General features: G+C 61.1%; 21 protein-coding genes. 8 read left to right on the forward strand and 13 right to left on the reverse strand.

Annotated features, from left to right (window positions below; translation table 11 throughout):
* Positions 1-4: 4 nt before the first annotated feature.
* From C4J85_RS16675 to C4J85_RS16710, 8 genes are all read right to left on the reverse strand, one after another.
* Positions 5-886 carry a branched-chain amino acid ABC transporter permease gene (locus C4J85_RS16675; protein ID WP_124367443.1) on the reverse strand — a complete coding sequence of 294 codons (882 nt, stop codon included), beginning with the start codon at positions 884-886 and terminating at the stop codon, positions 5-7.
* Entirely contained in the window at positions 886-1,656 is a 771-nt protein-coding gene (locus C4J85_RS16680; RefSeq protein WP_124371091.1) for an ABC transporter ATP-binding protein, read from the reverse strand. Before C4J85_RS16680 ends, C4J85_RS16675 begins: the two co-directional genes overlap by 1 nt.
* Complete coding sequence (locus C4J85_RS16685) at positions 1,653-2,501, reverse strand: AMP-binding protein (protein ID WP_124410245.1); 849 nt, start codon at positions 2,499-2,501, stop codon at positions 1,653-1,655. Before C4J85_RS16685 ends, C4J85_RS16680 begins: the two co-directional genes overlap by 4 nt.
* A gap of 111 nt (positions 2,502-2,612) precedes the next feature.
* Entirely contained in the window at positions 2,613-4,046 is a 1,434-nt protein-coding gene (locus C4J85_RS16690; RefSeq protein WP_124410246.1) for an LLM class flavin-dependent oxidoreductase, read from the reverse strand.
* Positions 4,046-4,372, reverse strand: coding sequence for an acyl-CoA dehydrogenase (locus C4J85_RS16695; RefSeq protein ID WP_124367447.1), 327 nt, complete (start codon positions 4,370-4,372; stop codon positions 4,046-4,048). Before C4J85_RS16695 ends, C4J85_RS16690 begins: the two co-directional genes overlap by 1 nt.
* Positions 4,373-4,384: 12 nt before the next feature.
* Positions 4,385-5,581: an SfnB family sulfur acquisition oxidoreductase gene (locus tag C4J85_RS16700; protein WP_124410247.1), complete on the reverse strand. Its 1,197-nt coding sequence runs from the start codon at positions 5,579-5,581 to the stop codon at positions 4,385-4,387.
* 262 nt (positions 5,582-5,843) lie between these two features.
* A complete protein-coding gene (locus tag C4J85_RS16705) occupies positions 5,844-6,191 on the reverse strand; it encodes a hypothetical protein (protein ID WP_124410248.1) in 348 nt (115 codons plus the stop codon).
* A gap of 153 nt (positions 6,192-6,344) precedes the next feature.
* Positions 6,345-6,908 carry a helix-turn-helix domain-containing protein gene (locus tag C4J85_RS16710; RefSeq protein WP_124410249.1) on the reverse strand — a complete coding sequence of 188 codons (564 nt, stop codon included), beginning with the start codon at positions 6,906-6,908 and terminating at the stop codon, positions 6,345-6,347.
* 92 nt (positions 6,909-7,000) lie between these two features.
* On the opposite strand from C4J85_RS16710, the gene C4J85_RS16715 reads away from it, so the two are divergent.
* From C4J85_RS16715 to C4J85_RS16745, 7 genes are all read left to right on the forward strand, one after another.
* Positions 7,001-7,930, forward strand: coding sequence for a DMT family transporter (locus C4J85_RS16715; RefSeq protein WP_124410250.1), 930 nt, complete (start codon positions 7,001-7,003; stop codon positions 7,928-7,930).
* Positions 7,931-8,103: 173 nt separating this feature from the next.
* On the forward strand, positions 8,104-11,028 hold the full coding sequence (locus C4J85_RS16720) for a monovalent cation/H+ antiporter subunit A (protein WP_124407578.1): 2,925 nt from the start codon (positions 8,104-8,106) through the stop codon (positions 11,026-11,028).
* Positions 11,028-11,372, forward strand: a complete 345-nt coding sequence (locus C4J85_RS16725) for a Na+/H+ antiporter subunit C (RefSeq protein WP_124363330.1) — start codon at positions 11,028-11,030, stop codon at positions 11,370-11,372. Before C4J85_RS16720 ends, C4J85_RS16725 begins: the two co-directional genes overlap by 1 nt.
* Positions 11,369-13,051, forward strand: coding sequence for a monovalent cation/H+ antiporter subunit D (locus C4J85_RS16730; protein ID WP_124410251.1), 1,683 nt, complete (start codon positions 11,369-11,371; stop codon positions 13,049-13,051). Before C4J85_RS16725 ends, C4J85_RS16730 begins: the two co-directional genes overlap by 4 nt.
* A complete protein-coding gene (locus tag C4J85_RS16735) occupies positions 13,048-13,536 on the forward strand; it encodes a Na+/H+ antiporter subunit E (protein ID WP_124371101.1) in 489 nt (162 codons plus the stop codon). Before C4J85_RS16730 ends, C4J85_RS16735 begins: the two co-directional genes overlap by 4 nt.
* Entirely contained in the window at positions 13,533-13,811 is a 279-nt protein-coding gene (locus C4J85_RS16740) for a K+/H+ antiporter subunit F (RefSeq protein WP_005789171.1), read from the forward strand. The genes C4J85_RS16735 and C4J85_RS16740 overlap by 4 nt, the downstream gene beginning before the upstream one ends.
* Entirely contained in the window at positions 13,808-14,146 is a 339-nt protein-coding gene (locus C4J85_RS16745; RefSeq protein WP_124363333.1) for a Na+/H+ antiporter subunit G, read from the forward strand. The genes C4J85_RS16740 and C4J85_RS16745 overlap by 4 nt, the downstream gene beginning before the upstream one ends.
* A gap of 140 nt (positions 14,147-14,286) precedes the next feature.
* Here the strand turns inward: C4J85_RS16745 and C4J85_RS16750 are convergent, their stop codons facing one another.
* Entirely contained in the window at positions 14,287-15,405 is a 1,119-nt protein-coding gene (locus C4J85_RS16750) for an acyl-CoA dehydrogenase family protein (RefSeq protein ID WP_124410252.1), read from the reverse strand.
* Positions 15,406-15,468: 63 nt separating this feature from the next.
* Positions 15,469-16,230, reverse strand: a complete 762-nt coding sequence (locus tag C4J85_RS16755; protein WP_124410253.1) for a GNAT family N-acetyltransferase — start codon at positions 16,228-16,230, stop codon at positions 15,469-15,471.
* A gap of 366 nt (positions 16,231-16,596) precedes the next feature.
* Here C4J85_RS16755 and C4J85_RS16760 point away from each other — a divergent pair, with 366 nt between their 5' ends.
* On the forward strand, positions 16,597-16,926 hold the full coding sequence (locus C4J85_RS16760; RefSeq protein WP_124367459.1) for a helix-turn-helix domain-containing protein: 330 nt from the start codon (positions 16,597-16,599) through the stop codon (positions 16,924-16,926).
* A 79-nt stretch (positions 16,927-17,005) separates the two neighbouring features.
* Here C4J85_RS16760 and C4J85_RS16765 read toward each other — a convergent pair whose 3' ends face one another.
* From C4J85_RS16765 to C4J85_RS16775, 3 genes are all read right to left on the reverse strand, one after another.
* A complete protein-coding gene (locus tag C4J85_RS16765) occupies positions 17,006-17,332 on the reverse strand; it encodes a nuclear transport factor 2 family protein (RefSeq protein ID WP_124410254.1) in 327 nt (108 codons plus the stop codon).
* Between the two features lie 296 nt (positions 17,333-17,628).
* Positions 17,629-19,017: a cysteine--tRNA ligase gene (gene cysS / locus C4J85_RS16770; RefSeq protein WP_124407583.1), complete on the reverse strand. Its 1,389-nt coding sequence runs from the start codon at positions 19,015-19,017 to the stop codon at positions 17,629-17,631.
* A gap of 18 nt (positions 19,018-19,035) precedes the next feature.
* Positions 19,036-20,736 carry a glutamine--tRNA ligase/YqeY domain fusion protein gene (locus C4J85_RS16775; protein ID WP_124410255.1) on the reverse strand — a complete coding sequence of 567 codons (1,701 nt, stop codon included), beginning with the start codon at positions 20,734-20,736 and terminating at the stop codon, positions 19,036-19,038.
* Between the last annotated feature and the right edge of the window lie 115 nt (positions 20,737-20,851).

Here is a 20,851-nt window from a genome sequence, read left to right on the forward strand (position 1 = left end):
GGCTTCAGACTCGCTCGATAGCGCGCTCGCCAAACAGGCCGGCGGGACGGATATACAGGAAGGCCAGGGCCACGACATAGGCGAACCACGGCGTGATGCCGCCGCCGATCCACGGGCCGATATACACCTCGGCGAGGTTCTCCGCCGCGCCGACAATCAGCCCGCCGACAATCGCCCCGCCAATCGAGGTGAAGCCGCCGATGATCAGCACCGGCAAGGCCTTGAGCACCACCAGCGACAAGGAGAATTGCACGCCCTGACGCGCGCCCCACAACAGCCCGGCCACCAGCCCGACGATGCCGGCCACTGCCCAGACGATCTGCCAGATGCGGTTGAGGTTGATGCCAATGGACAACGCCGCCGTGGTGTCATCCGCCACCGCGCGCAACGACACACCGATACGGGTCTTGTTGAACAGCAGCGCGAGCACCGTCACCAGCACCACGGCGGTGGCCGCAGCGATCAGGTCGAACTGGCTGAGCATCAGCGGGCCGACGAACAGCGGCACGTCATCGATGCCCAGGTCCAGCGCGCGCACCTGCGAGCCCATCAAGCCTTGCGCCAGGCCCTCGATGATGAATGACAGGCCGAGGGTGGCCATGAACAGGGTGATCTGCGAACGGTTCACCAGCGGCCGCAGCACCAGGCGTTCGATGAGCAAGGCGCCGACGACCATCACGATCACTGTCAGCAGCAACGCCAAGGCAAACGGTACGCCCTGGTCATGCAGGCTGACGAATGTCAGCGCGGCAAACAGCAGCATCGCGCCCTGGGCAAAGTTGAACACGCCACTGGCCTTGTAGATCAGCACAAAACCGATGGCGACCAGCGAATACAAGGTGCCGGCGAGCAGGCCGCCGAGCAGGGTTTCGAAGAAGAAGGTCATCAATGTGTCACTCCCAGGTAGGCCGCAATCACCTCGGGATTAGCCTGCACCTCGGCGGGTGTGCCGTCGCCGACCTTGCGCCCGTAATCGAGTACCACCACATGGTCGGACAGGCCCATGACCACACCCATGTCGTGCTCGATCAACACCACGGTGGTGCCCAGGTCACGGTTCACGTCGGCGACGAAGCGCGCCATTTCCTGTTTTTCCTCGGCGTTCATCCCGGCCATGGGCTCATCCAGCAACAACAGGCTGGGCCCGGCGATCAACGCTCGGCCCAGTTCCACGCGCTTTTGCAAGCCATAGGACAGGTTGCCCACCAGCACCTCGCGATGGGCTTGCAACTCCAGGAAGTCCAGGATGCCCTGGGCGCGCTCACGGAACGCTTCGGCTTCACGCCGCGCGCGGGGCAAGCCGAGGGCCTGTTCGATGAAGGTGCTGCGCATATGCCGCGACAGGCCGGTGAGAAGGTTGTCCAGCACGCTCATTTTCTTGAACAGCGCATTGTTCTGGAACGTACGGCCAATGCCTCTGCGCGCAGCGCTCAGCGGGTCGATGCGATGCAAGCGTTGCGCCTCGAACAGGATCTCGCCGGCATCGAAGCGATACACACCATTGAGCACGTTAAGCAGCGAGCTTTTGCCGGCGCCGTTAGGGCCGATCAGCGCGCAGATCTCACCGCGCCGCACCTCGAAAGACAACGCGTTGATGGCCTTGACGCCTTTGAACGACAGCGAAATATCACGCACTTGGAGAATGGCCTGGCTCATGCAATGTCCCGTTTGAATTCGGCCAGCCAGGTAGGCTCGGCAGTGGCTTTAAGCGGTTGCCAGATGTAGCCCAGGCGCTGGAAGCCCAGCAGCGTACGCACACGATTCTTCAGCAACCGGCGCAGGCCGCTTTGCGGATGGGCGATGGCCCAGTCACACAGGCGTCGACGCCAGGTGCCGCGTGGGGCAAGGCGGTTTTCGATGTCGTCGGCCAGGTGCTGCAAGCGTTCGGGCGACAGCAGCAGACCGGTGGGGGCGACTTCGCTGCGATCACGCCGCGCCGAGGCCAGGCTTTCCGGGAAGGCCAGACCGTGGCCGCTGTTCAGCCATTGTTCCAACACCACCGCGAGGCCACCTTGCCAGTGGGTGCCCTCCTCGCTCCACAGCAGGGTTTCGCCGCTGGGGTGCCACCAGCGGCTGATGCGTTGCGCGGGGTCTACGGGGCCAAGCAACTGGGCGAAGTCCAACCGCTGGGTGAACTCCCAATCGGGTTGGCGACCCTGCACGTAGGCGTGGCTGGGGCGAATGCGCCACAGCTGTTGCTGCAAGGCCTGGGGCTCCAGGCTGTCGGCCAGCGTCAGCACCTGCCCGCCCACGGATTGGGCGGCCAGCGCCAGCAACAATAGGTTCGGCTCAAATGCGCCGCTGAGTGCCAGCCGCGACTGTTCGCTGAAGCCCTGCTGGCGCAATCCGTCAGCCACGCGTTCGACGTCGCGCAACGCGTCGATCCAGCGCCAGGCATGCCATTGGCCCTGGCGCTTGTGGCGCAGGGCGATGTGCAACGGCGTGAGCTGTGCCCAGTGGTGCAGGCGTTCCAGGGCGGCTTTGGGTTCGGGCACGCTCATAGGGGTGATGCTCCTATCAGGGGTGGGCGTGCGGTGGTCCGCTGGCTGGGTTCTATCAGGCAATGCAAATCAACTGTGGGAGGGGGCTTGCTCCCGATGGCGGTGGTTCAGTTAAACCACCTTTGACTGGCCCACTGCTATCGGGAGCAAGCCCCCTCCCACATTGGTTTTGTGTAGGGTAGAGAGGTCGCGGTAGCCGGCGCCGGGGTGATTGGCGCCCAACCTCGGCCCCTCGCCAAACAACTTCTCGCGCAAGGTGCCCTGGGCGTATTCGGTCTTGTACACCCCGCGCTTCTGCAACTCCGGCACCAACAAATCCACCGCGTCGATGAAGGTTTCGTGGGTCAGCGCATAGGCCAGGTTGAAGCCGTCCACATCGGTCTCTTCCACCCATTCCTGGAGCAGGTCCGCGACCGTCTGCGGCCCGCCGACAAACAGCGGGCCAAAGCCACCGATGCCGACCCAGTCGGCCAGTTCATTCGGCGTCCAGACCTTGTTCGGATCCGCCGTGGAGAAGGCTTCCACCGCCGACTGGATGGCGTTGGTATGCACATGCTTGAGCGGTTCGTCGGGCCTGAAGCGGCTGAAATCGATACCGGTCCAGCCGGAGATCAGCGCCATCGCGCCTTCGTAGCTGACATAGGACTTGTAGTCGTCGAACTTGGCCTTGGCCTGCGCATCAGTCTCGCCGACGATCACCGTCTGCAGGTTGAAGACCAGGATTTTGCGCGGATCACGCCCGGCCTCGGTCGCGCGCCGGCGAATATCGGCCACGGTCTTTTTCAGCAGCACCTTGGACGGCGCCGCCACGAATACGCACTCGGCCTGTTCGGCGGCGAACTGCTTGCCACGGCTGGATGCCCCGGCCTGGTAGAGCACTGGCGTGCGTTGCGGCGACGGCTCGCACAGGTGAATGCCGGGTACCTGGAAGTGTTTGCCGACGTGGCGGATTTCGTGGATCTTGCTCGGGTCGCTGAAAATCCGGCGTTCGCGGTCACGCAGCACGGCGCCCTCTTCCCAGCTGCCTTCCCAGAGTTTGTAGCAAACTTCCAGGTATTCCTCGGCGTAGTCATAACGTGCGTCGTGTTCGGTCTGGGCTTTCTGGCCGAGATTCTTGGCGCCACTTTCCAGGTAGGAGGTAACGATGTTCCAACCGATGCGGCCCTTGGTCAGGTGATCGAGGGTGGAAAGCCTGCGGGCGAACGGATACGGATGCTCGAACGACAATGACGCCGTCAGACCGAAACCCAGGTGCTCCGTGACCAGCGCCATCGGCGTGATCAGCGATAACGGATCATTGACCGGCACCTGGGTCGCCTGGCGAATCGCCGCGTCGCCGTTGCCGTTGTACACGTCATAGATGCCCAGCACGTCGGCGATAAACAGGCCGTCGAACTTGCCGCGCTCAAGGATCTTCGCCAGGTCGGTCCAGTATTCCAGGTCTTTGTATTGCCACGAGCGGTCACGCGGGTGCGCCCACAGGCCGGGGGATTGGTGGCCGACACAGTTCATGTCGAAGGCATTCAAGCGGATTTCACGGGACATCAAAGCACTCCGTTGAGGTGGTAGTTGCCGACAATCTGGTATTTCCAACGCAGCGGGTCATCGAGTGTGGGTGGCAGCGCGGTGCGTTGACCGGTCAGTTCGAATTCGGCATTACTGGCGACGATGAGGGCTTCGGCAGCCGCGATTTGCGCTTCGGCCAAGGCGACCGGGCTCGGATGGGTTTCGGCGCGTTCAAACAAAGCGGCGGCCACGTCGACGCGAATCTGCAAATCACCGAAGCGGCTGATTACGTAAGGGTCATCACTTTTTGCGACAAAACGTCGGGTACTTTCCAGCAGTTGGCGCGCCTGATTCAGTGCGGTCATGGGCAGGGTTCCTCAGTTCCAGGCGTGGCGCGCAGGCTTCACGCCGTTGAGCACGAAGTTGCCGATCAGGTGGTACTTCCAGCGCGCCGGGTCGTGCAGGGTGTGGGTGCGTGCGTTGCGCCAGAAGCGGTCGAGGTTGTGCTTGCCGGTCACCGAGCGGGTGCCGGCCAGTTCGAAGAGTTGGCTGCTGGCGAGCAACGCCGTTTCGGCGGAAAGCACCTTGGCTTGGGCAACGACCACGGAGGCATGGGCGACGGTGTCTTCAGTCGGTTCGGCGAGGGCCAGGTCGACCGCTCTGCCGGCCTTGGCGAGGATCGCTTCGGTGCCGTGCACGCGCCACTCCAGGTCGCCGATGGCGGCAATAGTGAACGGGTCCTGCCAGCCGTGCTCCTGCTGGCTGTCGATCCAGGGTCGTGCCTGGCGGGCGTGAATCTTCGCCTGCTCCAGAGCTCCCAGCGCGATGCCGGTGTCGACTGAGGCCTGGATAATCTGCGAGATCGGGCCGTTGGCGGTGGGTTGATCGAACGCCAGGTGTGCGGGGATGACCGCACTCGAGGGCACGCTCACACCGTCGAGGGTTACGCCACCACTGGCGGTCGTGCGTTGGCCGAAGCCATCCCAGCTGTCGATCACACTGAGGCCGGGCGCATCGCGTTCGATGAAGGCAATAAACGCCTGGCCGTGTTCGTTGTTGCCGACGGTGGGCACGATATGGGCGAACAGCGCGCCGGTGCAGTAGAACTTTTCGCCATTGATTTGCGCGGTGTCGCCATGAAAGCGAATCTGGGTATCGAAGGTGCCGGCGTTTTTGCTCTTGGCTTCGGAAAAGGCGTTACCGAACCGATAGCCGGCCAGGACTTTGCCGAAATAGTGACGTTTTTGTTCCTCGGTGGCGGTTTGCAAGAGGATGTCCACCACGCCCAAATGGTTCTGCGGGATTTGCCCCAGGGACGGGTCGGCGGCGGAGATCAACTTGATCACCTCGGCCACCGTCACATAGGACACCCCAGCGCCGCCATAGGCCTTGGGAACGGTGATGCCCCACAGGCCACTGGCGGAAAATTCGTCGAGTTCGGCAACGGGCAGGCGACGGTCACGGTCACGTACGCTGGCGTCGACGGCAAAGCGTTCGGCCAGGCGAGTGGCGACCTCGATGGCCTCCGCGTCCGAGCGGATGAGATGGGCAGGGTGTTGAGGGTGGGCTGACATGGGCCGACTCCAGGCTCCGATGGGATACAGGAGTGTTTGCAGGAGTCGTGCCTGAATTTAATCATCAGTAAAATCAGTAGATTGCTGGTAACTAACCCCGTATAGCGCGGTTCAAACCAGCAAAGTGTGCATCCACTGTTGCCGGACAAACAGTTGGACCTTTCGAAAGACGACGACCTTGTTCCGATTCATTCGATACCCAACTTGAATACTCAGGGCGATGGCCCCGAGTATTGAAAACACAGCCTATAGTAAGCAAGGATTACCTCAACACCTTATATCGACGTTCCTCAGAGTAACCAAAGACTTTATCATTAGTGTCCCTAACTGTATAACTGGCAACCACGGACTCCTTATCGAATACCCTATCAAAACGTAGAACAACCTCATATTCGGGTTCCAACTTCTCAACTACAAAGGAGGAAAGTTCAGTACCGTCCCCTCTCACACGCCAGAAAACCGTATGCCCTACACATATCCCTGAATATTGTAGAATAACAATCCGACCGTTGCCACCGATCACCTCGCTGTACTTCACATTTTTGCCATCGGATGGTCTAATTTGCGGAGCGAGTAACAGCTCTTCATTGGATAGGTATTTGGATTTCATCAGTATTTTCTCCATAAAATGATAAAAACCACCCAACATTCACTGGTTTGGCATGAATCAACTTATCGAGTGGCAGCACCGACTCTAGTTCCATTCCCCAAAGAATATAAGCTGTGAAATCTGACAGTTGACAGATATAAATAAAAGTGAAAATCAGATCACTATATTTCTCACGAACCGCACTACCACACCCTCTGTGTTGCGATAAGAATGAGGCTGGTGGCTGGGAAACATGAAGAATTCGCCGGCATCGATGGCGTTTTCCTGCTCGCCCACCACCAACGTCAAGCTGCCTTCGAACACGAACACCTGCACGCTCCAGCCTTCCGGGTCCGGCTCGGGGCTGTAGCGATCTCCCGGCTCCAGACGCATTTCCCACAGCTCGACTTCGCGACGGGCGTGAGCTCTGGCGAGCAAAACCGCCTTGCTGCCGTCGATCTCGCCCGCCCAGGCCAGTTCGTTGATGCGGCTGTGGTCGGGCGCATCCGGCGCCTGGACCAAGTCGCTGAAAGCCACCTCCAGCGCTTCGGCCACGCGGTCAAGGGTCGACAGGCTGACATTCTTCTCCCCCGCCTCGATCGCCACCAGCATGCGCCGGCTGACCCCGGACTTTTCCGACAGCGCGGTCTGGCTCAGGTCGGCGGCATGACGCAGGCGACGCACGTTCTGGCTGACGTGTTGCAGGACCGAAGCCCGGTGTGGATTTTCTTTGTGCACTATATTGCTCAATGGGTGGGTGTGCGCAGTATACTGCCCAGCGTGCGGCGCATTGTGCGGTCCGTGCCTTTCCCTTGCAAGACCGAGCCGCCATGACTGCCCCGAACTCTCTTTCGCGTTTCAATCGCTTCAGCAAAGCTGAATGCATCCTGGTGGTGATCACTATGATCTGGGGCGCCACCTTCTTGCTGGTGCAGCATGCCATGACCGTCAGCGGACCGATGTTTTTCGTCGGCCTGCGATTTGCGGCGGCGGCTATTGTGGTCGGCTTTTTTTCCTTGCGTACTTTGCGCGACCTGACCCTGTTCGAGTTGAAGGCCGGGGTGTTCATCGGCGTGGCGATCATGTTCGGCTACGGCTTGCAGACTATTGGCCTGCAGAGCATTCCGAGCAGTCAGTCGGCGTTTATCACCGCGTTGTATGTGCCGTTCGTGCCGTTATTGCAATGGCTGGTACTGGGGCGGCGCCCGGCACTGCTGCCGAGTATTGGCATCATGCTGGCGTTTACCGGGTTGATGCTGTTGACCGGGCCGGCCGGCGCTTCTTTCAATTTCAGCCCCGGTGAAATCGCCACGCTGATCTGCGCAATGGCGGTAGCCGCCGAAATCATTCTGATCAGCGCGTATGCCGGGCAAGTGGATGTGCGTCGGGTAACCGTGGTGCAGCTGGCCACGGCGTCGCTGTTGTCGTTCCTGATGGTGGTGCCGATGGGCGAGGCATTGCCGGGCTTTTCGTGGTTGCTGTTGTTCAGTGCGGTGGGCCTGGGCTTGACCAGCGCGGTGATCCAGGTGGCGATGAACTGGGCGCAGCAGAGTGTTTCGCCGACCCGGGCTACCCTGATTTATGCCGGCGAGCCGGTGTGGGCGGGCGTGGTCGGGCGGCTTGCCGGCGAGCGCTTCCCGCCGATTGCGATGGTAGGAGCGGCGTTGATTGTGCTGGCGGTGATTGTGAGTGAGATGAAAATCAAGGGGCAGAAGGCTTTCGAAGCGCAGGATGAGATGGAACAGGAGCGCCAGGGCTAAGGTCGGATGATTGATCGTTCCCACGCTCCGCGTGGTAACGCCGACCTGGACGCTCCGCGTCCACGTTGTAGCTGTATTCTATTGCTCTTGTAGGATCCTGCCACATCTTGCCGTTTGGTGATCAAGAAAGCGGCACGTATGATGCATCCCAAACTCCCGCAGATTAGAAGCCTATGTCCCTGATAGTTCTACTGCTTCTGCCATTCGTTGGCAGCTGTCTGGCGGCCTTGCTGCCGCACAACGCGCGTAACACCGAATCCCTGCTGGCTGGCCTGGTGGCCTTGGTCGGCACCGTACAAGTCGCCATGCTTTACCCCCAGATCGCCCATGGCGGCGTTATCCGTGAAGAATTCATGTGGTTGCCCAGCCTGGGCCTGAACTTCGTGCTGCGCCTGGATGGCTTCGCCTGGCTGTTCTCGATGCTGGTGCTGGGCATCGGTGCGCTGGTGTCGCTGTATGCGCGTTACTACATGTCGCCGGACGACCCGGTGCCGCGTTTCTTCGCGTTTTTCCTGGCGTTCATGGGCGCCATGCTCGGCCTGGTGATTTCCGGCAACCTGATCCAGATCGTGTTCTTCTGGGAACTGACCAGCCTGTTCTCGTTCCTGCTGATCGGCTATTGGCACCACCGCGCCGATGCGCGCCGTGGGGCCTATATGGCGCTGATGGTCACCGGCGCGGGCGGCTTGTGCCTGTTGGCGGGCGTGATGTTGCTGGGGCATATCGTCGGCAGTTATGACCTGGACCAGGTGCTGGCGGCGGGCGAACAGATTCGCGCGCACTCGCTGTACCCGGCGATGCTGGCCCTGGTGCTGATCGGCGCCTTGAGCAAAAGCGCGCAGTTCCCCTTCCACTTCTGGCTGCCCCACGCCATGGCGGCGCCAACGCCGGTTTCGGCCTACCTGCACTCGGCCACGATGGTGAAGGCCGGCGTGTTCCTGCTGGCCCGCCTGTGGCCGTCGCTGTCGGGCAGCGAAGAATGGTTCTGGATCGTCGGCGGCGCCGGCGCCGTCACCCTCCTCCTCGGCGCTTACTGCGCCATGTTTCAAAACGATCTGAAGGGCCTGCTGGCCTATTCCACCATCAGTCACCTGGGGCTGATCACCCTGCTGCTGGGCCTCAATAGCCCGCTGGCGGCTGTCGCGGCAGTGTTCCACATCCTCAACCACGCCACGTTCAAGGCCTCGTTGTTCATGGCGGCGGGCATCATCGACCACGAAAGCGGCACGCGGGATATCCGCAAGCTCAGTGGGCTGGTGCGCCTGATCCCGTTCACCGCGACCCTGGCGATGGTGGCCAGCGCCTCGATGGCCGGCGTACCGTTGCTCAATGGTTTCTTGTCCAAAGAAATGTTCTTCGCCGAAACGGTGTTTATCTCGGCGACAAAATGGGTGGAAATCACCCTGCCGTTGATCGCAACCATCGCCGGCACCTTCAGCGTTGCCTATGCGTTGCGGTTTACCGTGGATGTGTTCTTCGGTCCGCCTGCCACCGACTTGCCCCACACGCCCCACGAACCCCCGCGCTGGATGCGCGCGCCGGTTGAACTGTTGGTGTTCACCTGCCTGCTGGTGGGGATCTTCCCGGCCCAGATGGTCGGCTCGATCCTCGCCGCCGCCGCGTTGCCCGTGGTGGGCGGCGTGCTGCCCGAGTACAGCCTGGCGATCTGGCACGGCTGGAACGCACCGTTGATCATGAGCCTGGTGGCCATGTGCGGCGGTGTGGTGCTGTACCTGATGCTGCGCAAACAACTCAAGCGTGGCCGCTTCGCCTACCCGCCCCTGGTCGGCTATTTCAACGGCAAGCGTGGCTTCGAGCGCTGCCTGGTGCTGATGATGCGCGGCGTGCGTCGCCTGGAAAAACGCATCAGCACCAAGCGCCTGCAAACCCAATTGTTCCTGCTGGTGATCGTCGCGGTGATCGGCGCCATGATCCCCATGTTCAACAGCGGCCTGAGCTGGGGCGACCGGCCGAAAATCCCCGGTTCCATCGTGTTCGTCACCCTGTGGTTGCTGGCGATTGCCTGCGCGCTGGGCGCCGCCTGGCAGGCCAAGTACCACCGGCTGGCGGCCCTGACCATGGTCAGCGTATGCGGCCTGATGACCTGCATTACCTTTGTGTGGTTCTCGGCGCCGGACCTGGCGCTGACCCAACTGGTGGTGGAAGTGGTGACCACCGTGCTGATCCTGCTCGGCCTGCGCTGGCTGCCACGGCGGATCGAAGAAGTCTCGCCGCTGCCCAGCTCGCTGCGCAAGGCGCGTATCCGGCGCCTGCGCGACTTTCTGCTGTCCACCGTGGTGGGCGGCGGCATGGCGCTGCTGTCTTACGCGATGCTGACCCGCCAGACGCCCAACGATATCTCCTCGTTCTACCTCAGCCGCGCCCTGCCCGAGGGCGGCGGCAGCAATGTGGTGAACGTGATGCTGGTGGACTTCCGCGGCTTCGACACCCTTGGCGAGATCACCGTGCTCGGCGCGGTGGCGCTGACCGTGTACGCGCTGCTGCGGCGCTTCCGCCCGTCGAAAGAAAGCATGGAACTGCCGCCTCAACAGCGCCAGCTCGCGCCCGATGTCGCCACCGACCTGGTCAACCCGCGCCAGGCCAGCGACACCGCCCTGGGCTTCATGATGGTGCCGGCGGTGCTGGTGCGCCTGCTGTTGCCGATAGCGCTGGTGGTGTCGTTCTACCTGTTCATGCGCGGCCATAACCAACCGGGCGGCGGCTTTGTCGCGGGGTTGGTGATGTCGGTGGCGTTCATCCTGCAATACATGGTGGCCGGCACGCAGTGGGTCGAGGCGCAGATGAGCCTGCGGCCGATGCGCTGGATGGGCTTCGGCCTGCTGTCGGCGACCCTCACCGGGCTTGGTGCGTTGTTCGCCGGGTACCCGTTCCTCACCACCCATACCTGGCACCTGAGCGTGCCGGTGCTGGGCGATATCCATGTCGCCAGCGCATTGTTTTTCGACGTCGGCGTCTACGCCATGGTCGTCGGTTCGACCCTGCTGATGCTCACCGCCCTCGGTCACCAATCGGTGCGCGCGCACAAACCGAGCAACCAGCTCAAAGCCGTCGCCAACCCACAAGGAGCTGCCGCCTGATGGAAGAAGTCATTGCAATTGCCATTGGGGTGCTGGCGGCCTCCGGCGTCTGGTTGATCCTGCGGCCACGGACATTCCAGGTGGTGATGGGCCTGTGCCTGTTGTCCTACGGCGTCAACCTGTTCATTTTCAGCATGGGCAGCCTGTTTATCGGCAAGGAGCCGATCATCAAGGACGGCGTGCCCCAGGACCTGCTCAACTACACCGACCCCTTGCCCCAGGCGCTGGTGCTCACGGCGATCGTGATCAGCTTCGCCATGACCGCGTTGTTCCTGGTGGTGCTGCTGGCCTCCCGGGGCCTGACCGGTACCGACCATGTGGATGGCCGGGAGCCCAAGGCATGAATTGGGTCAATCAACTGATCGTTGCGCCGATCCTGCTGCCCTTGCTGACCGCCGCGCTGATGCTGATGCTCGGCGAGAAACGCCGCCCGCTGAAGGCGAAAATCAATCTGGTTTCGAGCATGCTGGGGCTGGGCATCGCCGTGCTGCTGTTGTACTGGACGCAAAAAGGCGGCCCCGGCTCGATCGGCGTGTACCTGCCGGGCAACTGGCAAGTGCCGTTCGGCATCGTGCTGGTGGTGGACCAACTGTCGGCGCTGATGCTGGTGCTGACCGGGATTATCGGCGTGAGCGCGCTGCTGTTCGCCATGGCCCGCTGGGACCGTGCCGGCACCAGTTTCCATGCGCTGTTCCAGGTGCAGATGATGGGCCTGTACGGCGCCTTCCTCACCGCTGACCTGTTCAATCTGTTCGTGTTTTTCGAGGTGCTGCTGGCGGCGTCCTACGGCTTGATGCTGCACGGTTCGGGCCGCGCGCGGGTGTCGTCGGGGCTGCATTACATCGCAATCAACCTGCTGGCGTCGTCGCTGTTCCTGATCGGCGCGGCGATGATCTACGGGGTCACCGGCACGCTGAACTTCGCTGACCTGGCGCTGAAAATCCCGCTGGTGCCGGAGGCCGATCGCGGCCTGCTGCACGCCGGTGCGGCGATCCTGGCCACCGCATTCCTGGCCAAGGCCGGTATGTGGCCGCTGAACTTCTGGCTGGCCCCGGCCTACTCCTCGGCCAGTGCTCCGGTGGCGGCGATGTTCGCGATCATGACCAAAGTGGGCGTGTACACCGTGCTGCGCTTGTGGACGCTGCTGTTTTCCGGCCAGGCCGGCGCTTCGGCGTTGTTCGGCGGTGACTGGCTGGTGTACGGCGGCATGGCCACGATTGTCTGCGCGGCGCTGGCAATGCTCGCGGCGCAGCGCCTGGAACGCATGGCGAGCCTGAGCATTCTGGTCTCGGCCGGCATCCTGCTGTCGGCGGTGGGCTTTGCCCAGCCGAGCCTGACGGCGGGTGCGCTGTTTTATCTGGTCAGCTCCACCCTGGCGCTGAGCGCGCTGTTCCTGCTGGCTGAATTGATCGAACGTTCGCGCTCGGCCAATGACCTGCCGCTGGATGAAGAGATCGACGCACTGCCCAAGGCCATGGAATCCTTGCATCCACGGCCCGGCGTCAACCTCGACGATGAACAGAAAGCCGTGGTCGGCCAGGTGATCCCTTGGACCATGGCGTTCCTGGGCTTGAGCTTTGTCGCTTGCGCGCTGCTGATCATCGGCATGCCGCCGCTGTCCGGGTTTATCGGCAAGCTCAGTTTGTTAAGCGCGCTGGTCAACCCGCTGGGCCTGGGAAATGCGCTGGATGAACCCATTCGCCCGGCGGCCTGGGGCCTGGTGGCGCTGTTGATCCTGTCTGGCCTGGCCTCGCTGATCGCCTTCGCACGGCTCGGCATCCAGCGCTTCTGGACACCCGAAGAGCGCCCATCGCCCCTGCTGCGCCGTTACGAATGTATACCGATCTTCCTGCTGCTGGGCCTGAGCATTGCGCTGACCTTCAAGGCCGAGCCCCTGATGCGCTACACCCTGGCCACCGCCAACAGCCTGAATAACCCTGAGCATTACGTAATGGCAGTGATGGCGACGCGTCCGGTCCTCAGCCCTGAAGCCAAGGCCGCGGCCCTGGAGGTGCAGCCATGAAACGCCTGTTTCCCGCGCCGTGGCTGTCGCTGGCGTTATTGGGCTTATGGCTGGTGCTGAACCTGTCCATCAGCCCCGGCAACCTGCTGCTCGGTGCGCTGCTGGGCGTGCTTGCGCCGTTGATGATGGCGCCACTGCGCCCGCAACCGATCAGCCTGCGCCGTCCCGGCGTGATCCTGCGCCTGTTCCTGCTGGTGGGCCGCGACGTGATTGTGTCCAACCTGCAAGTGGCCTGGGGCGTCTTGACCTGTGGCTCACGCGCGCCGCGTTCGCGCTTTATCAAGATCCCCCTGGACCTGCGCAGCCCCAACGGCCTCGCGGCGCTGTCGATGATCACCACGGTGATCCCCGGCACCATCTGGTCCGAACTGGCGCTGGACCGCAGCATCCTGCTCTTGCACGTGTTCGACCTGGACGAGGAGGCGCCGTTTATCGAGCACTTCAAAGCCACCTATGAGCGGCCCCTGATGGAGATCTTCGAATGAGCGCCCTGCTCTCCAACGCGATCCTGTTCAGCCTGTTCCTGTTCAGCCTGGCCATGGTGCTGACCTTGATCCGCCTGTTCAAAGGCCCCTCGGCCCAGGACCGGGTACTGGCTCTGGATTACCTGTACATCCTGGCGATGCTGATGATGCTGGTGCTGGGCATTCGCTATGCCAGTGACACCTACTTTGAAGCGGCGCTGTTGATCGCGCTGTTCGGCTTCGTCGGCTCGTTCGCCCTGGCCAAATTCCTGCTGCGTGGGGAGGTGATTGAATGATGCCGTTGTGGATGGAAATCGTCGTGGCGATACTGCTGGTGCTCAGTAGCGTGTTTGCGTTGATCGGAGCGATTGGCTTGCTGAGGATGAAAGACTTCTTCCAGCGCATGCACCCGCCAGCCCTTGCCTCAACCATTGGGGCGTGGTGCGTGGCGTTGGCCTCGATCATCTACTTTTCGGTGCTCAAGTCCGGGCCGGTGTTGCACGGCTGGTTGATCCCGATTCTGTTGTCGATCACCGTGCCGGTGACCACCTTGCTGCTGGCCCGCACCGCGCTGTTCCGCAAGCGCATGGCCGGTGACGACGTGCCCGCCGAGGTCAGCAGCCGCCGTTGATTTAAAATGTGGGAGGGGGCTTGCTCCCGATGGCGGTGGTTCAGTCAGACCCTCTGTGACTGACACTCCGCCATCGGGGGCAAGCCCCCTCCCACATTTGGTTTTGTGTCAGGCGAAAGATCTGGTTCCCCCCAACCTTTTTAGCCCAGTTGCTCACATAGAAATGCGCTGCTGGCGACCCTGGAAGTCGGGTGGAACGCCAACACACGCGTTGCCACCAGCAGATAGGCGACTTCTTCCGACGAGATGAACGCCATGCCGCCCATGAGTTCGAAGGCACGCGTGCCGATACGATTGACCGCTTCCTGCACCGAGAAGCGTGTGGCCTGTGCACGCGCCAGGTCGGCGCGCAAGAAGCGGTTTTCGTCTATCGAAGTGGCCAACCCCTGCAACGCCATCGTCGCCCCTTGCAGGTCGATCAGCAACAGTGCCCGGTCTTCCGGCGAACCTTTACCCGCCGTCAAAGCACGCGAGACCAACGCGGACGCCATGCCCAGGTAGGACGCCGCAGCCAGCAGCTGGAACCAGATCGCAAACAGGTGGTTACCCATCCCCTGTTGATCCTCATCGAGCTGCTCATCCACCGTGTTGCTGAAATGCATCATGGACTCGGGAACCACCAGGTTATTGAAGATGACCTCATGGCTGTCCGCCGCTTGCAGATGAGGAACGCCCCAGAACTTCTTACGCTCGATACGTGGATCACCCGCCAACCCCGCGCCGATGCCAAGATGCGTGCGGCCTTCTGGATCGATGTAATTGACGCCAAACGTGATCACGTCGAAGTGATGGGTCATCGTGCAGGGTTTCTTACTGCCATTCACGACATAGCCGTCGGCGGTTTTTTCCACGGTCATGGTCGAGGCCAGAATATCCGAATGCGCACGCCCTTCGGCGAACCCGGACGCCACCAACAAGTCGTTGCGTGCAACCAGGCTCAACAACTTCTCAAGATCAGGAAAGAAATAACTGGCGGCCATCATGCCGGCGATGGTGTGGTGGTGCATGGTCATCATCACTGCCAGTGAAGGGCAATGTGCGCCGACCCACGTGTGCAACTGCGCCAATTGGCGTGCACTGACACCCCCACCACCCAGCGCTTCGGCAATGGCAAGCCCAGGCCGGCCAACGGTGCGAAACAGATCGGCCAGTCGTTGGGACGGGCCCTGTTCCAGTTCCAAAAGCGATGCGGACTCAAGAAAGGCTGCCAATTGCGGTAGCAGTTCAAATGCAGTGGTTCGTTCTTCTGTCAACAACATAGCGTTAACCCCTTCGATGGTTCATGCAGCATCCCGATTCACACTAACGGAGTGGCGGCTTATTTACTTCACGTAATGGCGCGCATAGCGCTGATCTATATTCGATAACGGCATCAACACAAAGAAGTCAGCCGTATGAAAATCACAGTCCCAGGCCGGGTCGCCACATACCCAGGCACCACCGCGCAAATAACCTTTTAATAAGGGTGGCATGGGCACAGGTTTTTCATTTTTAACGTCATGAAGTGCAAAGGGTATATGAGGGGTAACACGGTATTCAGACGGCGCGAATTGTTTGGGTGTAATTGCACGATAAATGGCCGACGCTTGGTAACCGCCATCGGCCAAACTGACGCTGGCGCACCCCATTAAATAATCACATCCTTTACGTTGCATGTAGGCTATCAAGCCCGACCACAGCATCATGATCACGCTGCCGCTGCGGTAGTCAGGGTGCACGCAGGCATGCCCCACTTCGGTAATACGATCGCGCAAATGATCCAATCGGCTCAGGTCGAATTCCTTTTCCGAGTAGTATCCCAGGTGTCGGGCTGCCGTAGGACTCATTAAACGATAGGTACCGACCACACAGCCAGTCGTGATGTCCCGTACTATAAGATGGTCGCAATAATCATCAAACGCATCGGCATTCAAACCTTGCGCGTTCGTAAGTGCTGGCGCCTGAAAAGTTTCATTGAATACTTTATAACGAAGGGCTTGTACTTCTCGCAGTTGCTCTGATGTACTGGCGAGGCCGACGATCAACTTACCGCCATGCGGCGGCAAGCCTGAACCCGCGTCTCTGGTTTCTGTAAGCATTTGCATATAGTTTCCCTTCTTACAACGACAAGTAATAGACAAAACATTAGCTGCCCTGCTTGAGGGGAGACTGTAAGGAAACTCTGAAACCTCGGGTTAATTCGGCAAGACTATAATCAAAGCGAAAGTCAACATTTTGACCGCCAGTCAGTTCCGAGAGTGTTTAGGGTGTTGCTTGGAAAATGGCTGCACACCCTTCGGCGGTTGCTGCAAATTCATCGACCGCGTTTCGCGGCCCGGTTAAACTCCGAGCGCATAATGCCCGCACCTGGGTAGCGGGCGTTTTTTACGCCTGATGTAAAATGTGCAATCGATGCCAGGCGATGGATCGCATTCGTGCCGCCCATTTTGCCACCTTCCAGGAATCGAGCGATGAGCAACGCCTACACCCCCGCCACCGCCGCAGCCGACGTCGAAACCACCCTCGCCTGGCTCGGCGGGCGCTGGAAGCTGATCATCCTGTTCCACTTGTTCGGTGGCCAGGTACAGCGCTATTCCGACCTGGAGCGGCTGATCCCGGATATCTCGCAGAAGATGCTCGCTCAACAACTGCGCCAGCTTGAAGCCGACGGCCTGGTGCACCGCACGGTCTACCCGGTGGTGCCGCCCAAGGTCGAATACCGCATGACCGAATGGGGCCAGAGCCTGTGCCCGGTGCTCGATGGCCTGCTCAAATGGCAGGCGGTCAAGCCGGCGATTTAGACCGTGGGCACGGTACCGCCGTCGATCACGTACTCGGTGCCGCTGATTGTAGTGACCGCGCACCCCGCAGCGGTCGAACTCATACCAGAATCTCCAATACAGCGATCCTGTCGTCTTCCAGGCCGAAGACATACCGCAAGTCCAGCGGGCTTCCAGGAAAGTCGCCGACCAGATGGCTGGTGACCACGGTTTTGTCGCCCTGTACTTCACAGGCGAAGGGTTCGCTGGTGTAGGTGTACTTGTCGGCGGTGCCGTCCTTCCAGGCCTGGATAGCTGGCAACCCAATATAAGTATGGCCCTCATCCTTCACCACCGCGTCGGCGGTGAAACATTCGCTGAAATCGCCTGTTTTGGCGGCGTCGGCGGCGAAGTAAAGGGCGATGGCTGGGGCAAGCGCGAGGGTCATGGTGGGTATTCCTGAAGATTGGATAGGACTCCAGCATAGAAACCGGCACGACTCGCCACAAGAACGCACGAAAAGGTAATGGGCTTACTGCAAAGTAAGTATGAGGCAGGCCCAAGTATCAAAGCCTGCTCACACAATTGATCGTTCCCACGCTCTGCGTGGGAATGCCGCCTGGGACGCTCCGCGTCCCTCTATGCGTACGGGTGACGCAGAGCGTCACGGGATGCATTCCCACGCGGAGCATGGGAACGATCGCCCCGAACCAGTCGGGGCGTTTTTCGTTCAGCGTTTACCGATCAGGCCTGATCAGCCAACCGCCAAGTAGTCCCGCCCTTCCCGTCTTCCAACACCACACCCATCGCGGTCAGTTGGTCGCGGATACGGTCGGATTCCGCCCAGTCCTTATTGGTACGCGCCGCCAGACGCGCCTGGATCAACGCATCCACCTGCGCCGCATCCACACGCCCTTCGGCGCCGGCTTGCAGGAAGTCATCGGCCTCCATCTGCAACACGCCCAGCACGCTCGCCAGTTCTTTCAGGCGCGCCGCCAGACCCGCCGCCGCGTCGAGATCAGTCTCACGCAAGCGGTTGATCTCACGCACCATCTCGAACAGCACCGCACAGGCTTCCGGCGTGCCGAAGTCGTCGTTCATCACTTCGGTAAACCGTGCCACAAACGCTTCGCCGCCGGCGGGGGCCACGGCAGGCAAGCCTTTCAACGCATGGTAGAACCGCTCCAGGGCGCCCTTGGCGTCCTTGAGGTTGTCTTCCGAGTAGTTGATCGCGCTGCGGTAGTGGCTGGACACCAGCAAATAACGCACAACCTCCGGGTGGTACTTTTCCAGCACGTCGCGGATGGTGAAGAAGTTGTTCAAGGACTTGGACATCTTCTCGCCATTGATGCGGATCATGCCGCAGTGCATCCAGGCATTGGCGTAAGTCTTGCCGGTGGCCGCTTCGCTCTGGGCGATTTCGTTTTCGTGGTGCGGGAACTCCAGGTCGCTGCCGCCGCCATGAATGTCGAAGGTCTCGCCCAGGCAGCAGGTAGACATCACCGAGCATTCGATGTGCCAGCCCGGACGCCCGGCGCCCCACGGCGACTCCCAGCTCGGCTCGCCGGGCTTGGTGGCTTTCCACAGCACGAAGTCGAGCGGGTCCTGCTTGGCCTCGTCGACTTCGATGCGCGCGCCGATGCGCAGGTCTTCGATTTTCTTGCGCGACAGCTTGCCGTAGCCCATGAACTTGGCGACGCGGTAGTACACGTCGCCGTTGCCCGGGGCGTAGGCGTAACCCTTGTCGATCAGGGTCTGGATCATCGCGTGCATGCCAGGGATGTGGTCCGTGGCGCGCGGTTCCATGTCCGGCTTGAGGATATTGAGGCGCGCCTCGTCCTCATGCATGGCGGCGATCATGCGCTCGGTCAGCGCGTCGAACGCCTCGCCGTTTTCATTGGCGCGGTTGATGATCTTGTCGTCGATGTCGGTGATGTTGCGCACATAGGTCAAGTCGTAGCCGCTGAAACGCAACCAGCGGGTCACCAGGTCGAAGGCAACCATGCTGCGGCCATGGCCGATATGGCAGTAGTCGTACACGGTCATGCCGCACACGTACATGCGCACCTTGTTGCCATCGAGCGGCTTGAAGACTTCTTTGGTCTTGCTGAGTGTGTTGTAGATCGTTAGCACAACGGCTTCCTTAGAGAATCACTGGCCCCACGAATCACGCAAGGTCACGGTACGGTTGAATACCGGCGCACCAGGTTTGGAGTCCTTGATATCCGCGCAGAAGTAACCTTCGCGCTCGAACTGGAACCGGTCTTCCGGCTGTGCGTCGCCAAGCGATGGCTCGGCACGACAACCCGTGAGGACTTGCAGCGAATCTGGGTTGATGTTGTCGAGGAAGCTTGCGCTGTCTTCGGCTTTCTCAGGGTTCGGCGAGCGGAACAGCCGATCGTACAGGCGCACTTCGCACTCGATGCTGGCAGCGGCCGGGACCCAGTGGACCACGCCCTTGACCTTGCGGCCTTCGGGGTTCTTGCCCAGGGTGTCCGGGTCGTACGAGCAGCGCAGTTCGACGATGTTGCCATCGGCGTCCTTGATGGCCTCATCGGCACGGATCACGTAGCTGCCGCGCAGGCGCACTTCGCCGTTGGGTTCCAGGCGTTTGTAGCCCTTTGGCGGCTCTTCCATGAAGTCATCGCGGTCGATGTAGATTTCACGGGCGAATGGCAACTTGCGCACGCCCAGCTCTTCTTTCTGCGGATGACGCGGCAGTTCGAGGTTTTCGACCTGGTCTTGCGGGTAGTTGCTAATCACGACCTTCAACGGACGCAACACGCACATGGCACGCGGGGCATTGGCGTCGAGGTCCTGGCGGATGCTGAACTCGAGCATGCCGAAGTCGACCACGCCGTCGGAACGGTTGGTGCCGACCATCTCGCAGAAATTGCGGATCGACGCCGGGGTGTAGCCGCGACGGCGAAAGCCAGACAACGTCGACATGCGCGGGTCGTCCCAGCCAAATACGTGCTTTTCATCCACCAGTTGCTTGAGCTTGCGCTTGCTGGTGATGGTGTAGTTCAGGTTCAGGCGGCTGAACTCGTACTGGCGCGGCTGTGCCGGCACCGGCAGGTTGCTCAGGAACCACTCGTACAGCGGACGGTGGCTTTCGAACTCCAGGGTGCAGATGGAGTGAGTGATGCCTTCGATGGCGTCCGACTGACCGTGGGTGAAGTCATAGTTGGGGTAGATGCACCACTTGTCACCGGTCTGGTGGTGGTGGGCATGGCGGATGCGGTACATGATCGGGTCGCGCAGGTTCATGTTCGGCGAGGCCATGTCGATCTTGGCGCGCAGCACGCGGGCGCCGTCCGGGAACTCACCCGCACGCATGCGGGCAAACCAGTCGAGGTTCTCTTCTACCGAACGGTCGCGGAACGGGCTGTTCTTGCCCGGCTCGGTCAGGGTGCCGCGGTATTCCTTGGCCTGTTCCGGGCTCAGGTCATCGACGTAGGCCTTGCCGGCCTTGATCAGCTCGACGGCCCAGTCGTGCAACTGGTCGAAATATTGCGAGGCATAGCGCACTTCACCGGACCATTCGAAACCCAGCCACTTCACGTCGCTTTCGATGGCGTCGATGTATTCCTGGTCTTCCTTGGCCGGGTTGGTGTCGTCGAAACGCAGGTGCGTGACGCCGCCGAATTCCTGGGCCAGGCCGAAGTTCACACAGATCGACTTGGCGTGACCGATGTGCAGGTAGCCGTTGGGCTCTGGCGGGAAACGGGTGACGATCTGCGTGTGCTTGCCCGAATCCAGGTCCGCCTGGATGATCGGGCGCAGGAAATTGACCGGGACGGCAGGTCCGGCCTTGGAATTCGAGGTAGGGTCGACAGTGGGCTTGCTCATAGGATCCTTGAACAGACAGGTTCGTGGCCGGGTGAGGCCAGATAAAACAAAGGGCTTATCATAGCCGAACCTGTCAACCGCCTGACAGAGCGCGGTCAAAAACTGCTGCTTTAAT

This window comes from Pseudomonas sp. R4-34-07 (assembly GCF_003852375.1).
Classification (GTDB): Bacteria; Pseudomonadota; Gammaproteobacteria; order Pseudomonadales; family Pseudomonadaceae; genus Aquipseudomonas.